This is a genomic window from Levilactobacillus koreensis JCM 16448, assembly GCF_001435525.1.
Lineage (GTDB): Bacteria > Bacillota > Bacilli > Lactobacillales > Lactobacillaceae > Levilactobacillus > Levilactobacillus koreensis.
This window is the reverse complement of record NZ_AZDP01000123.1, coordinates 5,145-21,517: the sequence shown is the minus strand read 5'-3', so window position 1 is coordinate 21,517 and position 16,373 is coordinate 5,145. Positions and strand designations below refer to the sequence as shown.

The 16,373-nt window shown below is 49.2% G+C and carries 18 protein-coding genes; 2 read left to right on the top strand and 16 right to left on the bottom strand.

Going from position 1 to position 16,373, the window contains the following annotated elements; all coding sequences use genetic code 11:
• The 9 genes from FC99_RS14305 to rpsB form a co-directional block, all read right to left on the bottom strand.
• Nucleotides 1–124 (bottom strand): hypothetical protein (locus FC99_RS14305; RefSeq protein ID WP_235805938.1); only part of this gene is annotated, 124 nt, incomplete at its 3' end.
• Nucleotides 125–159: 35 nt separating this feature from the next.
• Entirely contained in the window at nucleotides 160–1,437 is a 1,278-nt protein-coding gene (gene rseP, locus FC99_RS12795; RefSeq protein ID WP_048736424.1) for an RIP metalloprotease RseP, read from the bottom strand.
• Between the two features lie 99 nt (nucleotides 1,438–1,536).
• Complete coding sequence (locus FC99_RS12790) at nucleotides 1,537–2,325, bottom strand: phosphatidate cytidylyltransferase (protein ID WP_048735915.1); 789 nt, start codon at nucleotides 2,323–2,325, stop codon at nucleotides 1,537–1,539.
• Between the two features lie 26 nt (nucleotides 2,326–2,351).
• Complete coding sequence (locus FC99_RS12785) at nucleotides 2,352–3,137, bottom strand: isoprenyl transferase (RefSeq protein ID WP_048735914.1); 786 nt, start codon at nucleotides 3,135–3,137, stop codon at nucleotides 2,352–2,354.
• Nucleotides 3,138–3,243: 106 nt separating this feature from the next.
• Nucleotides 3,244–3,663: a hypothetical protein gene (locus FC99_RS12780; RefSeq protein WP_048735913.1), complete on the bottom strand. Its 420-nt coding sequence runs from the start codon at nucleotides 3,661–3,663 to the stop codon at nucleotides 3,244–3,246.
• 28 nt (nucleotides 3,664–3,691) lie between these two features.
• Nucleotides 3,692–4,249, bottom strand: coding sequence for a ribosome recycling factor (frr, locus tag FC99_RS12775; RefSeq protein WP_048735912.1), 558 nt, complete (start codon nucleotides 4,247–4,249; stop codon nucleotides 3,692–3,694).
• 2 nt (nucleotides 4,250–4,251) lie between these two features.
• Nucleotides 4,252–4,974, bottom strand: coding sequence for a UMP kinase (pyrH, locus tag FC99_RS12770; RefSeq protein WP_048735911.1), 723 nt, complete (start codon nucleotides 4,972–4,974; stop codon nucleotides 4,252–4,254).
• A 583-nt stretch (nucleotides 4,975–5,557) separates the two neighbouring features.
• Nucleotides 5,558–6,442: a translation elongation factor Ts gene (tsf, locus tag FC99_RS12765; RefSeq protein ID WP_048735910.1), complete on the bottom strand. Its 885-nt coding sequence runs from the start codon at nucleotides 6,440–6,442 to the stop codon at nucleotides 5,558–5,560.
• A gap of 147 nt (nucleotides 6,443–6,589) precedes the next feature.
• Complete coding sequence (gene rpsB / locus FC99_RS12760) at nucleotides 6,590–7,393, bottom strand: 30S ribosomal protein S2 (protein WP_048735909.1); 804 nt, start codon at nucleotides 7,391–7,393, stop codon at nucleotides 6,590–6,592.
• A gap of 237 nt (nucleotides 7,394–7,630) precedes the next feature.
• Between rpsB and FC99_RS12755 the strand changes: the two genes are divergently transcribed.
• Complete coding sequence (locus FC99_RS12755; protein ID WP_048735908.1) at nucleotides 7,631–8,350, top strand: HAD family hydrolase; 720 nt, start codon at nucleotides 7,631–7,633, stop codon at nucleotides 8,348–8,350.
• A 533-nt stretch (nucleotides 8,351–8,883) separates the two neighbouring features.
• Here FC99_RS12755 and FC99_RS12745 read toward each other — a convergent pair.
• The 3 genes from FC99_RS12745 to FC99_RS12735 form a co-directional block, all read right to left on the bottom strand.
• Nucleotides 8,884–9,879: a D-2-hydroxyacid dehydrogenase gene (locus FC99_RS12745; protein WP_048735906.1), complete on the bottom strand. Its 996-nt coding sequence runs from the start codon at nucleotides 9,877–9,879 to the stop codon at nucleotides 8,884–8,886.
• An 89-nt stretch (nucleotides 9,880–9,968) separates the two neighbouring features.
• Nucleotides 9,969–10,244: a GIY-YIG nuclease family protein gene (locus FC99_RS12740; RefSeq protein ID WP_048735905.1), complete on the bottom strand. Its 276-nt coding sequence runs from the start codon at nucleotides 10,242–10,244 to the stop codon at nucleotides 9,969–9,971.
• Nucleotides 10,231–10,986, bottom strand: coding sequence for a tRNA1(Val) (adenine(37)-N6)-methyltransferase (locus tag FC99_RS12735; RefSeq protein ID WP_048735904.1), 756 nt, complete (start codon nucleotides 10,984–10,986; stop codon nucleotides 10,231–10,233). Before FC99_RS12735 ends, FC99_RS12740 begins: the two co-directional genes overlap by 14 nt.
• A gap of 95 nt (nucleotides 10,987–11,081) precedes the next feature.
• On the opposite strand from FC99_RS12735, the gene FC99_RS12730 reads away from it, so the two are divergent.
• Complete coding sequence (locus FC99_RS12730; protein ID WP_048735903.1) at nucleotides 11,082–11,711, top strand: lysophospholipid acyltransferase family protein; 630 nt, start codon at nucleotides 11,082–11,084, stop codon at nucleotides 11,709–11,711.
• A gap of 307 nt (nucleotides 11,712–12,018) precedes the next feature.
• Here FC99_RS12730 and FC99_RS12725 read toward each other — a convergent pair whose 3' ends face one another.
• The 4 genes from FC99_RS12725 to FC99_RS12710 form a co-directional block, all read right to left on the bottom strand.
• A complete protein-coding gene (locus FC99_RS12725; RefSeq protein ID WP_048735902.1) occupies nucleotides 12,019–13,812 on the bottom strand; it encodes an ABC transporter ATP-binding protein in 1,794 nt (597 codons plus the stop codon).
• Nucleotides 13,812–15,563 (bottom strand): ABC transporter ATP-binding protein, encoded by a 1,752-nt coding sequence (locus tag FC99_RS12720; protein WP_048735901.1) that lies wholly within the window; start codon nucleotides 15,561–15,563, stop codon nucleotides 13,812–13,814. The genes FC99_RS12725 and FC99_RS12720 overlap by 1 nt, the downstream gene beginning before the upstream one ends.
• A 133-nt stretch (nucleotides 15,564–15,696) precedes the next feature.
• Entirely contained in the window at nucleotides 15,697–15,933 is a 237-nt protein-coding gene (locus FC99_RS12715; protein ID WP_048735900.1) for a YneF family protein, read from the bottom strand.
• Between the two features lie 101 nt (nucleotides 15,934–16,034).
• Complete coding sequence (locus FC99_RS12710) at nucleotides 16,035–16,283, bottom strand: DUF896 domain-containing protein (protein ID WP_048735899.1); 249 nt, start codon at nucleotides 16,281–16,283, stop codon at nucleotides 16,035–16,037.
• Nucleotides 16,284–16,373: the final 90 nt, after the last annotated feature.

Genomic DNA, 16,373 nt, shown 5'->3' with positions numbered 1-16,373 from the left:
ATGCGTAAACCCCGGCAGTCACCTGACGAATGTATCCCGCCCGCAACATCATTTGATGGCTAAGCGCTTCTGCCCCATTCGGCACTTCTTTCAAAGTTGGAATGAGTAGTTTCGATTGTTTCATAGTTAAATATTCCCTTCTCGTAACGACCGAATTTGTTAATGAATAAAGTAACGTTCAATGTCGTTCCACGTCACTAACAGCATGAGTAGAACCAAGAACCCTACCCCCACCAACGTAATTGCCGCTTCCACATTTTCTGAAAGGGGCTTACGCCGAATGGCTTCAATAAAGTTTAATAATATTTTACCACCATCCAAGGCTGGAATTGGCAGTAAATTGACAATTGCTAAGTTAATCGATAGAAAGGCCAGGAAGTTCAAGACCCCAACGACCCCGTATTGTGTGGCTTGAGAGGTCGTCGCAAAAATCGCCACGGGCCCACCCAAGTCGTTTAGGCTAAAGTGCCCGGAAACCATGTGCCACAGTGCGCCAAATAAGGCTTTGGTCATGGTCCACGTCTGTGTAAACCCGGATGCTAAGATCGCCCCAATGTGCTTATCTTGGGCCTGTGTGATGCCGATCATCCCGACCGTCTTGCCGTTGGACTTTTCACCAGCCGGCGTCAACGTAATCTTGTGGGTCGTGTCCCCCCGTTTAACGGTCAGGACCGTCTGCTTGTTAGCCAATGGCTGAATCGCCATGCTCAGATCCGTCCAACTCGTCGTCTTCTTACCGTTGACCGCCGTAATCTTATCGTTAGACTGCACACCAGCCTTTTTAGCAACGGACACGGGTGAACTTGCCACTTGAACCTGATTGGTCCCCATGGCGACGCCACCCTGGACAAACGACATCAGCATAAAGGTCACGATGGCCAATAAGATGTTGTTCATTGGTCCGGCAAAGTTGGTCATCAGCCGGCGACCTAGCGAGGCGGCCTGAAACTGAACGTCCTTCGGGGCAATCTGCAGCTCGGTCCCGTCACTTTCGATGATCGTGGCGTTGTGAGCAACTGGGTAGCGTTTGACTTCGGCTTCGTCCCCATTTTCATACCCTTCGATCCACAATTCATCTTCTAGATCAGCGCCCGTAACTTCTAGTGGAATCCCGTTAAATAACGTTGATTTCTTACTTGTATTGATCCGTTCAACCTTGCCTGCATCCCCGACGTATAAACTCACGGGGGTCCCGGGCTTTAACTCTTCCTCGTCATCTTCGGCACCCGCCATGCGGACGTACCCACCGACTGGCAACAGGCGTAACGTATACGTTGTGCCATCCTTACCGCGGTGATAGACGAGCTTGGGCCCCATCCCAATGGAAAATTCACGCACTAAAATACCGCCGCGTTTGGCGAAATAAAAGTGACCGAATTCATGCACGATGACCAGAATTCCAAACACAATGATAAAGGTAATAATCGTCGTAATCACAGATGTCGTCCCTTCTTCAATTCGTAGTAACTCCCCAACTTTTTCTCTGCCACCTAGCATACCCTAAGCACCCCAGACGGCGCAAGCGAACAGCGAGGACTAAATCAAACCGAACAAGTGGATGACTGGCAGTACTAACAGTAAGCTATCAAACCGATCTAAAATACCGCCATGACCGGGCAAAATCTTACCGGAATCCTTCACACCATAGTACCGTTTGAGCGCGGATTCGACTAAATCACCAAATTGACCAACTACGGAGAAAATCAGCGTCAGTAAGATCATCACGCCTAAACTTAAATGACCGATCGGGAAGAAGTACCAGAAGACACTCCCAACGATGGTCCCGACAATGGACCCACCGATAGATCCTTCCCAAGTCTTGTTGGGGCTGATGTGGGGTGCCAGCTTGTGTCGCCCAAATTTGCGACCGAGCATGTAGGCCCCGGAATCGGTGGTCCAAACGATAAATAATGCATATAACAAGGCAACTAGACTAACCGCTCTGGCCGCAATGAAGAAGTGAAATCCAACCCCAATGTACAGCATGCTCAGGGTGATCACCCCAGCGTCGTCAAAGGAAAAGCGATTGCGTGATGCCACCGTCCGCAACAAGAGGAGCAAGACGAACAGGTACACAATGTACCAGGGACTCAAAAATTTGGGCAAGCCTGTCCACCAACTCTGCGGTGCAATCACCGCTAGAATCCCGATGCCAGAAATAATGGCTTCCGCACTCACCAACAACTTTTTCCGCATAATCAGGACTTCCGACAAGGCCACTAGCCCCAGCGCAAACCCAGCAATATCGATCCAAATATGACCCGCAACAATAATGGGAATAAATATAATTAAGGCGACAACCGCCGTGATAACCCGTTGTTTCATCTTCCAAGCTCCTTAGTTTCTTTAAATTACCCCTTAGCGGGCGTCAACCCACCGAACCGTCGGTGGCGCTGTTGATATTCATAAATCGCTTGTTCTAACGCCGTCTGGTCGAAGTCAGGCCAGTGTTGCTGCGTGAATACAAATTCACTATAAGCGACCTGCCATAACATGAAGTTCGACAACCGTTCCTCGCCACTCGTCCGAATCAACAAGTCCGGATCACGTAGGTCGGCCAGATCTGCCGTCATTAAGCGCTGGTCAATGGCCGCTTCATCAATAGCTGCTGGATCTAACCGGCCAGCCTTGACCTCTTCTGCCAGATTTTGAACCGCCGTAACAATTTCGGCTCGACCACCATAGTTCAACGCGAAGTTCAGGACCATTCCGGTGCAGTGAGCGGTATCCGCAATTGCATCGCGAACGGCCTTTTGGGTCGCCGCCGGTAATTTGTCCGTGTAACCCATGACCTTGACGCAAATATTATTCTTGATCAGGTCGGGGACAAACGTTCCAAAGAAATCGACTGGGAGCTTCATCAGGTAATTGACCTCAGCCGTGGGCCGCTTCCAATTTTCGGTTGAAAAGGCGTACAGGGTCAACACCTTCACGCCCAAATGGCTAGCCGCGGTGGCTACCGTCTTCACGGTATCCATCCCCTGTTTGTGACCGGCAATTCGTGGCAAATGGCGTTGTTGCGCCCACCGACCATTACCATCCATGATAATAGCGACGTGAGCGGGGATATTAGCTTCGTCAAGTTGAAGCTCTTCCACCTCGCCCGTCGATTGATTTTTATTTAAGAATGAAAACACAGCGCACCTCCATTGGTCTTTACAACCTCTCATCATAACAAAAAAAGGACCGGGAAACTATCCCGGCCCCAAAATTGAGCGAAATCTTTAGCTTTTGACCGGCTGATTACTCGATTAACCGCCATTCACCACGTTTAGCATCCGCCAACGTTCCGAAGTAGCTTAACAGCTTGTTGGCGTCATCGGCGCTAACTTGACCTAAGAGGTTCAGACCCTCTCCGGTTGGCAATGGATCGGACAAGTCGGTAATTTCGTTGCCGTTTTCAATCGTTGCTTTAGAGAACGCGACGATCCAATCGTCCCCAATCAATTGGGTCACGACAAAGAATAAGTTGAAGTCGTCACTGACGAAGGCGGGTTGGGCATACACGCCGTCTTGAATCTGCTCCAGTTCTGCACCGTTATAGTTCAAAATTGAAACGTTTTCAGCGTTAACTTCATTGTTCAAACGGAAAACCATCTTCCCAAATTCTTTCGTCCCAGGGGTGATTTCTACGTTTTGTTGATCTTGGTTATCTTCTGCCATCTTAAAACGCTCCTTACTCTAATCAGATTTAGTCGGTTAAGACTTCTTTTTCCTTGTCAGCCGCAATCGCGTCCACGCCCTTGATGGCCTTGTCAGTAACCTTTTGAACTTGGTCCTCTAAGTTATGCAAGTCATCATCGGTGTAATCGCCATCCTTGTGGCCCTTCTTAATGCTATCCATGGCATCACGACGAACGTTCCGCACAGCAACCTTGCCTTCTTCAGCAGTGGCTTTCACCCGCTTGGCAATTTCTTTACGGCGTTCCTCAGTCAATTGTGGAATAACCAAACGAATGGCCGTTCCGTCATTGGCAGGCGTAATCCCAACGTCTGATTCCATGATTCCCTTTTCGATGTCTTCAAGCGCAGACTTATCGTATGGGGTAACCATTAAGACGCGGGGTTCTGGAATCGTGATCGATGCAACTTGGTTCAGTGGTGTTTGCGCACCGTAGTAATTCACCATGACCCGGTTCAAAATGCTAGCGTTGGCCCGGCCAGCACGAATTGTTCCCAATTCACGTTTGAGGGCTTCTTCCGCCTTTTTCATCTTTGATTCTGCAGTAGTAATTATCTGATCAGCCATATCTATTTTCCCCTAACTGTGGTCCCGATATTTTCGCCTTCAACAACTCGCCGAATGTTTCCGGGTTCATTTAAGTTGAAGACAACAAACGGGATATCATTGTCCATTGAAAGTGAGCTAGCCGTCGTATCCATGACGTGCAAGCCCTTGTTGATAATGTCCAGTTGCGTCAGCTTATCAAACTTAACGGCATTGGGATCCTTGTTTGGATCGGCAGAGTAAATTCCATCGACTCCGTTCTTAGCCATTAAGATGGCATCAGCATTGATCTCGGCTGCCCGCAAAGCAGCGGTCGTATCCGTGGAGAAGTAAGGACTTCCAGTTCCCCCAGCAAAGATAACGACCCGTTCCTTTTCCAAGTGCCGAATTGCTTTCCGTCGAATGTACGGCTCAGCGATCTGCCGCATCTCAATAGAAGTCTGAACGCGCGTTGGCACACCAATTGACTCCAAGTTATCTTGTAATGCCAATGCATTCATGATGGTTGCTAACATGCCAATGTAGTCGGCTTGTGCGCGTTCCATGCCCATTTGAGCGCCAGCTTCGCCACGCCACATGTTACCGCCACCAACCACAATAGCGATTTGGATCCCTAAGTTATAGACATCCTTGACCTCTTCCGCTACGGTTTTAATTACTGGCGGATTGATCCCAAATCCCTTGTCACCGGCCAAAGCCTCGCCACTGAGTTTGAGCATAATCCGCTTATACTTTACGTCCGCCATTGTGTTTCCTCCTATTGTATTCTGACAATAATTCTATCATACTTACACCCGTTAGTGATAGTCAGGGGGTACGAAATCCCTGGTTTGTCACCAAAAAGTTTTTATTTTTACTTTTTGCTTAGTCGTTAATCCTAAATTAGTCTAATCTGGTCGCACTGCGGCTGCCAGGGATTCCGCCTGCTGTGGGGACGCTTCAGACTGGAAGAACACCAGTCTTCTCGCTCGCTTTTAAGCCGCGAAAGGCACGCGTCTTAAAAGTCGCCCATCCTGGTAGCTTACAGCTACCAGGATTTCCACGGCTGGCTACATCCCTAACCTCCTCTGGCTTCGACTTGATTTCTTTGGCAGCAAGCATTGAAATCCACGGCCACTTTGAACTCAATCATAGTATGTCTATCGTCACTGCTTACCGTTAAACAACCAGCGGTCAACAGGTCCCTGAAGTGTTCCTAACGTTTCAGCACCTATTTGTCGACCGGTAAGCCAAATAGATTACACGCTTACTCAATCAAACGATATGCTAGCCGACCCTAACAAAAAAGCGTAGGCCCCTTAGCGGAATCTACGCTTTTTTACGGTTTGCTTAACCGTTGATTTGGTCTTGAACTTCTTTGGCCAGGTCAACCGTTGGCTTTTCGATTCCTTCACCAACTTCGTAACGGACAAAGGTTACTAACTTGCCACCCTTGCTAGCAACGAATTGGTTCACAGTTTGGTCGCCATCCTTAACGAATGGTTGGTCAGCTAAACTGATTTCGGACAAGAACTTGTGTAAACGACCTTCAACCATCTTTTCGACGATCTTTTCAGGCTTACCTTCGTTCAAGGCTTCTTGCTTCAGGACTTCGCGTTCGTGTGCTAAACGGTCAGCAGGAATGTCGTCGCGTGAGACGAATTCTGGGTTGATCGCAGCAACGTGCATGGCAACGTCCTTAGCAGTTTCTTCATCGGCACCGTCTAAGACAACGACAGCGGCGATTTGGCCACCTTGGTGTAAGTATGCACCAAAGACTTGACCATCGGTCTTCTTAACAACGGCGAAACGACGTAATTGAACGTTTTCGCTGGTTACTTGAGTCGTCTTGATGATGGCTTCGTTTAACGTTTCGCCATCGTCAGCCTTCAAGGCTAAGGCAGCGTCCAAGTCAGCTGGTTGTTGCGCAGCAATCGTGTCAGCAACCTTGTCAACTAAAGCGTTGAACGTGTCGTTAGTTGCCACGAAGTCAGTTTCGGAGTTAACTTCGATGATGGCAGCGGTGTTACCACTAACCTTCACCCGAGCTAAACCGTTAGCAGCAACGTTGCCACTCTTCTTCTTTGCCTTAGCGATTCCCTTTTCACGCAAGAAATCGATGGCCTTGTCCATGTCGCCTTCAGAAGCAACAAGGGCCTTTTTAGCATCCATCATCCCAACTTGGGTCTTGTCCCGTAATTCTTTTACTTGTGCCGCAGTGATTTTGCTTGCCATGTGTAATGGCCTCCTTTTATAATTCATCTAATTCACCAAAAAAGACTGACTCAATCTCAGGCCATGAACGGTCCTAAACATTAAGCCAGCCTAAGGTGCTTTAAATCTAGTATTTGGAAAGTGCCGCGAACGACACCTTGCATTTAATTACTTGTTGTCGCCTTCAACGGCGTTAACGATGTCTTCCATCGAGTTGTCAGCGGTCTTCTTGTCGCCCTTAGCGGCAGCGGACTTTTGGCCTTCGAAAGTCTTTTCGTCAACTTGGTCTTCACCCTGACGGCCTTCAACGATAGCATCAGCCATCTTAGAAGTGATCAGACGAACGGCACGGATAGCGTCATCGTTAGATGGGATAACCACGTCAATTTCATCTGGGTCAGTGTTCGTATCAACCATCGCAACGATCGGAATGTTCAACTTTTGTGCTTCGTGAACAGCGATTTGTTCCTTGCGAGGGTCAACGATGAACATAACGTCAGGCAACTTAGGCATATCTTCGATACCGCCTAAGAAACGTTCCAACTTGTCTTGAGACTTCTTAAGTAAAGAAACTTCCTTCTTAGGAAGAACATCAAACGTACCGTCAGTAGCCATCTTCTTCAATGACTTCAGACGCTTGATCCGCGTTTGGATAGTTTCCCAGTTAGTCAAAGTCCCACCTAACCAACGATGGTTAACGTAGAATTGACCGGCACGGGTAGCTTCTTCTTCGATAGAGTCTTGCGCTTGCTTCTTAGTCCCAACAAACAGAACAACGGCGCCCTTAGCAGCTTCGTCCTTCATGTAGTTGTAAGCAACGTCGATCAACTTCACCGTCTTTTGTAAATCGATGATGTAGATACCGTTACGTTCCGTAAAGATGTATTGCTTCATCTTTGGGTTCCAACGACGGGTTTGGTGACCAAAGTGGACACCGGCTTCGAGCAGTTGTTTCATTGAAATAACAGCCATGATAAAATGCCTCCAAATAGTTTTTGATTTCCTCCCCCACGCTCAATTGACTGGAGAACTCGCAAGCGAGCACCCCTCCGGTCATCACGCGAGGTGTGAATTGGCGCATACGCACCGAAAGTTATTATACAAAACTGACCAGCTAAACACAAGCTAAATTCCTAAAATTTCCAATAAAATTGGCTTTCCCCGGAGAATATGGTAAACTGCTTAAGTCACAAATGAGGAGGAACCAGCATGATAAAAGCGGTCGTCTTCGATGTCGATGACACGCTCTATGACCAAAAGGCCCCCTTCACGGCAGCATTAGCACCCTTACTCAAGTTGCCCGAAGCCGCGGACCTTAGTTTGGCCTTTCAAACTTACCGGCAACAAAGCGCCGCAGCTTATGAACAAGTAGCCGCTGGTATTTGGTCTCACGAAGAAATGGCGGTTAAACGGTTAAACGCCGCTTTACGTAGCCAGAATATACCCTCGGTGACTACCGAGATAGCCTTAGCTTTCCAAAAAGCCTACTGCGCTGGTCTACAGAAAATCAAGCTTTTTCCCGGACTAGCCAATGCCTTGGATCAGCTCAAGGAACATTACAAATTAGGCATCATCACCAATGGTAAAACGCAACACCAATTGGCGAAAGTGATGCAATTAGAGATGCACCGGTGGGTCGACCGCGACGCCATCATGACGTCTGAAGAAACGGGATTGGCCAAGCCTGACCCGCAAATCTTCACCCTCATGAATCGCCGGCTGAACCTCCGCGCTAGTGAGGTCGTCTACATTGGCGATTGCTACAGCATGGATGTACGAGCCGCCAAAAAAGCTGGCTGGCAAGCGTTCTGGTTCAACCATCGTAACCAAGAAATGCCCGATGGCGACTGGATTCCAGATCAAACGGTTGGCGATCCCTTTGAGTTACAGGACCTGCTTCTCGCTTTGACCGCCATTGCCAAAGTCTAACCGGCATCTAAAAACAGCGACACTCCCCTTCGCGGAGAGTTGTCGCTGTTTTTTGTTGTTTTAACTAAAAGTTGAAAGATGAAATACCTGTCTCGCCCCAGCATTGGCAAGGATTCGCACCGTTAAGATAGTGTAAAATTGCCGCACTCCGGCTGACAGGAATTCCGCCTGCTGTGGGGACGCTTCAGCCTGGAAAACCACCAGTCTTCTTGCTCGCTTTGAAGCCACGAAAATCACGCGTCTCCAAAGTCGCCCGTGCTGTAAGCTGGCTGATGAATCGCCAGCCAACACCACCTCCACGGCCGGCTACATCCCTGTCCTCCTCCGGCTCTGACTGTGCTTTACCACGACAACAGTCGGAAAAACTGGAGACTTAGCGCTTTTGGTCCAATCGATAGTGACGGTTACAGTCATTATCTCCGTCGTCTACGCACACTGTATAAGCCGAGAGGTCGGTAGATATGGGCTCAGGCGCATCGTTCTACTTAGTTGACGGCGATTTCCCGTCGTCACTAGCTTTTAGCCACTTTTAGTTAAAACGCAACTTCGTTTTCTGCCTGACCAGTTTCAATCAGTTGTTTATTGTTGTTTAGCGCATATTGGACCATGTTCTTCACGGCCGTCTTGGTGTAGAAAGCAATGTGCGGCGTGATCAGCACGTTTTCGCGCTTCATCAGGTTCTTCAGCCGTTCGTCCGGAATGGCATCGAAACTGCCAAAGTCCGTATTGAAGATACCGACCTCGTCCTCATAGACATCTAATGCCGCACCGGCAACCTTGCCGCTGTCCAGTGCCCGAATCAAGGCATCCGTATCGATCAACGCGCCCCGGGCTGGGTTCAAGATCCACACGTGATCCTTCATCTTCGCAAAGGCCTCATCGTTGAGCATCTTGTTGTTGTCCTTAGTTGCTGGCGCGTGTAAGGAAATCACGTCGGCTTGAGCGTACAGGTCTTCCAACGTATCCACGTAGATGCCCTGCTTCTCCAATTCTGGGTTATGGAAAACGTCGTAGGCAATCACCTTAGCCCCGAAGCCTTGGTAGATCTTCATTGCCGCGCGGCCAATTCGACCCGTAGCGACGACCCCCACCGTCATTTTGTTCAGCTCATCAGCGATGTCCGGCGCCCAGGTCAAGTCCCCGTTGGCTTGCTTCCGATCAAACGTCGGTGTCCGCCGCAGTAACCGCATCAGTTGCGTCACGGTCAGTTCGGCGATGGCTTCTGGTGAGTAGGCCGGCACGTTGGTGACCTTGAAACCGTTTCGTTTGACCGCATCCGCGTCCACGTTGTCGACCCCGACGTTACGCAGGGAGAGGTTGGTGACACCATTTTCGGCCAAACGGTCAAGAACGGTTGCCGTGTAAGGTTTCTGTTGATAAACGACAGCGCCGTCGTACCCTTTTGCCAGGTCAACGGTCTGGTCGTCTAAGAGTTCCTTAACGGCCTTGACCTCGATGCCCTGTTGCTGTGACCACTGTTCTAAGTAAGGTTGTTCATCGTCTCGAATTCCATAGGCAATAATTTTCACAATAAGCTCCTCCTTAGGGTGCTGAACTATCTTAGTTGGCTATACGAATTCAGTCTACCATAGACACCGACATTTGCTTAATCAAATGCTTACCCAGTTATGGAGATACCTCGTTCAGCTAAGAAAGCAAGCTTCTTCGCTCGACTTTGGTGTTTGAAAGCCCATTCAGCGTGCAAGGCATCGTGTTTACTGGTAAATGACTCGCTGTACAAGACCTTCAACGGCCGATGAACCTTGGTATATTTGGCGCCCTTGCCTGCAAGGTGGGTAGCGAATCGTTTGGCCACGTCGGTGGTAAACCCGCCGTACAACGATTGATCCGCACAGAGTAAGACGTAGAAATAGTAGACTTTAGGACTCGCCATAGAGTAACGCCCCCACTTCGGCCGAATACTCCCCGTTTTCATCGTAAACGACTAAGGGTGCGGGAAAACGTAATCCACCAGGCTTGCCATCCTTAATGGCCTCGACTAAGACCATATTGGCTTCTTTGCCTGGCTTGGGATGGACCAAGCGAACGCGCTTAGGCGCTAACCGGTTCGCCGTCATCAACTCTAGCAGCTGCAACAACCGGTCCGGTCGGTGGACAAAATAAGCCTTCCCATTCATTTTGAGTAGCCCACTAGTCGTTGCCACAATGGTCGCTAAGTCCGTTGTGATTTCATGTCTGGCAATTGCCAAATAGGGATTGGGATTCTTCTGACTCTGCGGTAAATCGGCAAAATAAGGCGGATTACAGGTGACCACGTCCACGGAGTCCTTAGGGATCCACTGGTTGACCGTCGTCAGGTCTCCCTCATAGACGGTCAGTTGGTCCTCCAAGCCGTTCAAGGCAACACTGCGCCGGGCCATATCGGCCAATCGTGGCTGGAGTTCGACCTCGGCGATTTTTCCCTTAGTCTGATGACTCATGAACAGGCCGACCGCCCCATTACCAGCACACAGGTCGACCGTTTGGCTTTTGGCGCGCAACGGCAATTTCGCAAAATTAGCGAGTAATACGGCATCTAATGAGAACGCAAATACCTCGGGACTTTGAATGATTTGGATATCTTGACTATATAATTGATCGATTCGTTCGCCAGGTCTTAAGGTCGTCACAATCACCACTTCCTTTTCAAATATTTTTCAGATAACTTGCAACCGGGCCGCTTTTTTTGCATACTGGATTAAATAGCAACGTTGCGAGAGGAGTGCGACACATGTTTTATTCATTCTTACGTGGCTTGATCCGGGCCATCTTATTTCTGGTCAACGGCCGCGCCACTTACTTACACCGAGAAGACTTGCCGGACGGGCCGTACGTCTTGGTGGGACCTCACCGAACGTGGTTTGACCCCGTCTACTTTGCGTTAGCCGCCAGTCCTAGAAAGTTTAGTTTCATGGCAAAAGAAGAGTTGTTCCAAAACCCCATTTTCCGATGGCTGCTCTATCATGTCAATGGTTTTTCGGTAAATCGCGATCATCCGGGGCCTTCGGCAATTAAGACGCCCGTTCGCATCTTGCGCCAAGGCGACCTGTCACTGATCATGTTTCCGTCCGGCTCACGGCACTCCGCCGAGCTAAAGGGGGGCGCTGCGGTTATTGCCAAAATGGCTGGGGTTCCCTTAGTTCCCGCCGTCTACCAAGGCCCGCTGACATTTAAACGGTTATTTTCACATAAAAATGTCACCGTGGCGTTCGGAACGCCCATCACCATCGACCGAAAGCTCAAGCTCAATGAAGAAGGCCAAGCACAAATCGAAAAACAGATGCAGGCTGCCTTCGACAAACTCGACCAGGAAATCGATCCAAATTTCCACTACGTCGACGTCACCGGCAAAAAAGACTAACCTCAACTTAACTTACAAGAAAAGACCTCACCGATTAACCCCAATTTAGGGGCTAACCGATTAGGCCTTTTTAATTTCGAATGTTAGGAAAATACGTGAGTTAACTGCTGTAGTACTGTCAGGTTAATCATGTGAGTACAACCAAAAGATAATTTAATAGCTCCTCACAACTGATAGCCACAAAAGGTATTGTGTCAACCCACAGCACACTCAGCTGCTGAACCCGGCATCACCGCCAGAAAGCCCAGTCAGAGCTGGAGACAGCCAGGAATGCAGCCGCAGTGTGGTCATTTCGACACAATCTAGCCTACTCTTCATGTGCCGCGTTCTGCAGCTGAATCATGTCGTAGTAGTAGCCCTGTTGCGCCATCAACTCGTCGTTTGTCCCGCGTTCAACGATTTTTCCTTGGTTCAGGACCAAGATCAAATCGGCATTTTGAATCGTGGAGAGTCGGTGAGCAATGGCAATCGTCGTTCGGTTCTCTTGAATCCGGTCCAATCCATTTTGAATCATGGTTTCGGTTTCAGTATCAACGTTGGCCGTGGCTTCATCTAGGATCAGAATCTTCGGATCGGTCACCACTGTCCGGGCAAAGGTAATCAATTGTCGTTGCCCAGCGGAATATTCCGTCCCCCGTTCCAAAACGGGTGTGGCGTAGCCCTTAGGCAAGCGTTCGATAAATTCGTCGGCCTGAACAAAGTGTGCCGCCTGTTGAACCTGGTCATCCGAAATAGTCGGGTCAAACATCCGAATATTGGTCTGGATATCCCCGTAAAAGAGCTGGGGTTCCTGCAGGACTAGGCCCATCTTCGACCGCAGTTCTTCGGCCGGGTACTCACGAATATCGCGACCGTCGATCAAGACTTCGCCGGACTGAAATTCGTAGAACCGCATCAGCACGTTGATGGTCGACGTCTTCCCGGATCCCGTTTGCCCCACTAAGGCCACCGTCTGACCGGGCTCCGCGACAAACGACACATCCTTTAGCACCGGATGCTCTTGGTCGTAAGCAAACGTCACGTGCCGGAATTCAACTTTTCCCTCCGTGATTTTTGCATCGGCTACCGGGTGTTGGGCTGGCGCAAGCGTCTGGTCATCAACGACCTTTAACACCCGTGACCCCGCAACCATCCCGTTTTGAAAGTCACTCAGACTATCCATCATGTTGCTCATAGGACTGTAAAAGTTGTTGAGGTAGGTAATGAACGCGTAAATAACCCCGGCGGCCACGACCTCGTGCAATCCCCTAATTCCGAAGATGCTCAACACAATGACCGTTCCTAACGCGTAAAACAGGTTAATGATAGGACTCAACAGTAATGAGTTCGTCCGAATCATGGCCTTACGCGTACCGTAATACGCCTCGTTAGTTTTTTCAAAGCCAGTAGCTGTCCGTTTCTCTTGCCGAAATTCCTGAATCACACTGATTCCCGTAATGGCCTCGGCAAGTTTCGTGTTCAGCTCACTCAGCCGTTCCCGCATCCGCCGATACACCTTGGAGCTGTAATGCTGGTAATACCAAATGGTGACGGCCAGAAACGGCACCAAGATCAGCGTCCACAAGGCCACCGTCATATCGGTGACGGCCATCGCAATAAACGACGAGATGACCGCAAAGATTGCCAGCATCAGCGTGTTTAATAAGGCCCAAAAGTTGGAGAACGTCATGGTATCATTCATCAACCGCGAAAGAATCGAGCCCCCCGGTGTTTGGTCGAAGTAGCGCATTCCCTTTTTATGCAGTTGGTTGAATAATTTACGCCGGACATTTTCGAGCATGTACTCGGCACCCATGGTACTCGTGTAGTTCTGCCAAAATTGCATGACGGCTCGCGTCAGCATCCCCAGAAAGTACAGCCCGGCAAACATCCACATGATGGCGATGGTCGCGTTACTGGTTCGCAGATAGCGGTCCATGTAGGTCTGGAGTAACCAGGGCAAGAAGACGTTGACCGCACTGATTGTGGCCGAAAGAATGACGGACACAATGAAGAACCATTTGTAGGGTGCAGCGAACTTAAACAGCCGCCCAATCACCGTTAACTGTTCCTTAGTGGTCATGCTGTGCGCCCAAGCTGATTCGTAAGGCTTATCTGCCATTATTGAACGCCTCCCTTCACTTGTGTTTCCAGCTGTTGCTGGTTAAACATCCGTTGATACCACCCGTGGGCAGCCATCAACTCGTCATGCGTTCCCCGTTCGATCACGTGCCCATCGTCCAGTACGATGATCTCATCGGCGTTCATGACCGAACTCAGTCGGTGAGCGGAAATGATCGTCGTCTTGTTGGCCCGTTCAGCCTTCAAGTTTGCCAAAATCTCGGCTTCCGTTTCGGCATCGACCGCGGACAACGCATCATCCAAAATCAGAAGCTCCGGATTGATCAACAGGGCTCTGGCGATTGCCAACCGCTGTCGTTGACCCCCAGACAGTGAGATTCCCTCTTCGCCGACCTGCGTATCGTAGCCTGCCGGTAAGTTGTCGATCTGCCCAGCAAGGTCACTCTTGGCCGCGGCCGTTTCAACCTCTTCCTTCGTGGCTTCAGGCCGCGCAAACCGAATATTTTCAAAGATGTTCGTTGAGAACAGGAAGCTTTCTTGGGGCACGTAACCAATGGCTGGCAAATAACTATCCAATGCATAGTCCTTGATGTTGTGACCGCCAAAAACAATGTCCCCATCGTAGTTGTCGAATTCCCGTAAAATCAATTTCATAATCGTTGACTTTCCAGCACCGACCCGACCGACGATTCCTAGCGTGTGACCGGCTGGCAACGTAAAGTCGATTCGTTTAAGACTGGCACCGGCGTCATCTGGATAATCAAATTGTGACACGTGATAGTCCAGTGTCCCCTGGGGCCGTTCGGTAATCCCATTCGTCCGATCGATGATGTGCGTCTTTTGTTCCAAGAGCTCCATGACCCGATCATAACTGGCATTCCCCCGTTCCATGGTGTTAAAGAGCATTCCCACGGCAAACATCGGCCAAACCATCATTGCCAAATAGCTGATGAAGGAGACCAGATTTCCAATTGTGATTACGTTGTGGACCACAAAGAGCCCACCCAAGACGATAGTTGCGACATACGAAATGGAGATGACCAACGTAATCGACGGGTCAAAGAGCGAATCCAAACGATTCACGCACCGGTTAATGTTGATGGTCCGCGCCACTTGCGAATCGAAGTCCGCGACATCGGCGTCATCCTGGCCGAGGGCCTTGATGACTTTAATGCCGCTAATACTTTCCTGAGCCTTATTGTTCAGCCGCGAAAAGGCCGCCTGTGACTCACCAAAAGCTCGATGGATCTTTTGCCCTAAGTACCAGGAAATAACGGCTAAGAATGGAAATGGAATAATCGCCAACAACGTCAGCCGCCAGTCAATCAGGGTCATCATGGCAATCAGCGTGGTCCCACCAGTAATAATGGCATCCGCAAACTGCAAGATCCCGCCACCGGCAACTCGTTGGACGGCTTCCAGGTCATTAGTTGCGTGCGCCATCAAGTCCCCAGTCCGATACTTTTGATAGAAGACCCGATCCATCCGCATAAAATGGTTGAACAACCGGTTACGCAGCAGTTGTTCCAGTCGGGCCGCACCACCCCAAATCGCATTACGCCAAATATAGCGCGTACCATATTGCGCCAACGCAGCGAGCGTGATCAAGCCAAGGTCAATGAGCAATAAGCGCATCGTCATCGACTGCCCGTGAATGCCGTCCACCATGTTACCGATGATCCGTGGGGGAATAATGGCAATTAGAGCCGTTAGCAACAAACCAATAATTCCAGTCAGGTATCGCCGCCATTCTAGTCGGAAATACCACGACAATTTGTGAAAGATACTCACGAACACCCCTCCTAAAAATTAGAATATGATTAAAATATAACACAGACTTTTTAATTTTACCGAAATTTAAATAAAATGCAACTAAAAAAACTCGCTTCCAAGAAATCTGGAAGCGAGTCTGAAAAAACCAAGACTATTTTTTCTTACGTGGTGAAGACGCGTTTTGTTGCATCGCGTTCATCATTTGATGTAATTTCCGTTGGGATGGCTTTTGCCCCATCTGCAACATCATCGCACGTAATTGGTCTTCGTTAATTGGCGGATTATCTTTCAGGTATTTCTCCATGTACTTGCGTGCGCCATAAAAGCCACCGGCCGCACAAGCTAAGCCGACAACGATGACGATTAAGATCCAGATCCAAGTTGCCAAGACGATTTCCCCTCCTTCATTGAAGTCATTCATTTAACAATTCTACACAAACTTAAGGTAAATTAAAAGCGCGAATCCCGGAAAAAGACGCGCTTACGCAATTAATTATCCCGTAAACCCTTTTTTCGCTGAATTTCACGGACCTTTTCGGGGGTAACTTCTTTCCCGTTTTTGTCGTAGACCTGCATCATTTCAACCTGACTTCTGAAGCTTTCACGGAACAACTTCAGGTATTGCTTACGCAAATGGTCCCGTTCTGCGGTCTCATCATCGGTTAAGCCCTCTGCTTTGGCTTTGTGGGCCAATTCGTTGATTCTTGCTAATAGGGTGTCCATTGTTGGTTCTGCCATGAACAATCCTCCTTTAAAGTATTTGATTGTGTTCATTGACGTCACGGCGACTATTTAGTCATTTATTTCGAACGTCAGTAGCTGGGAAAA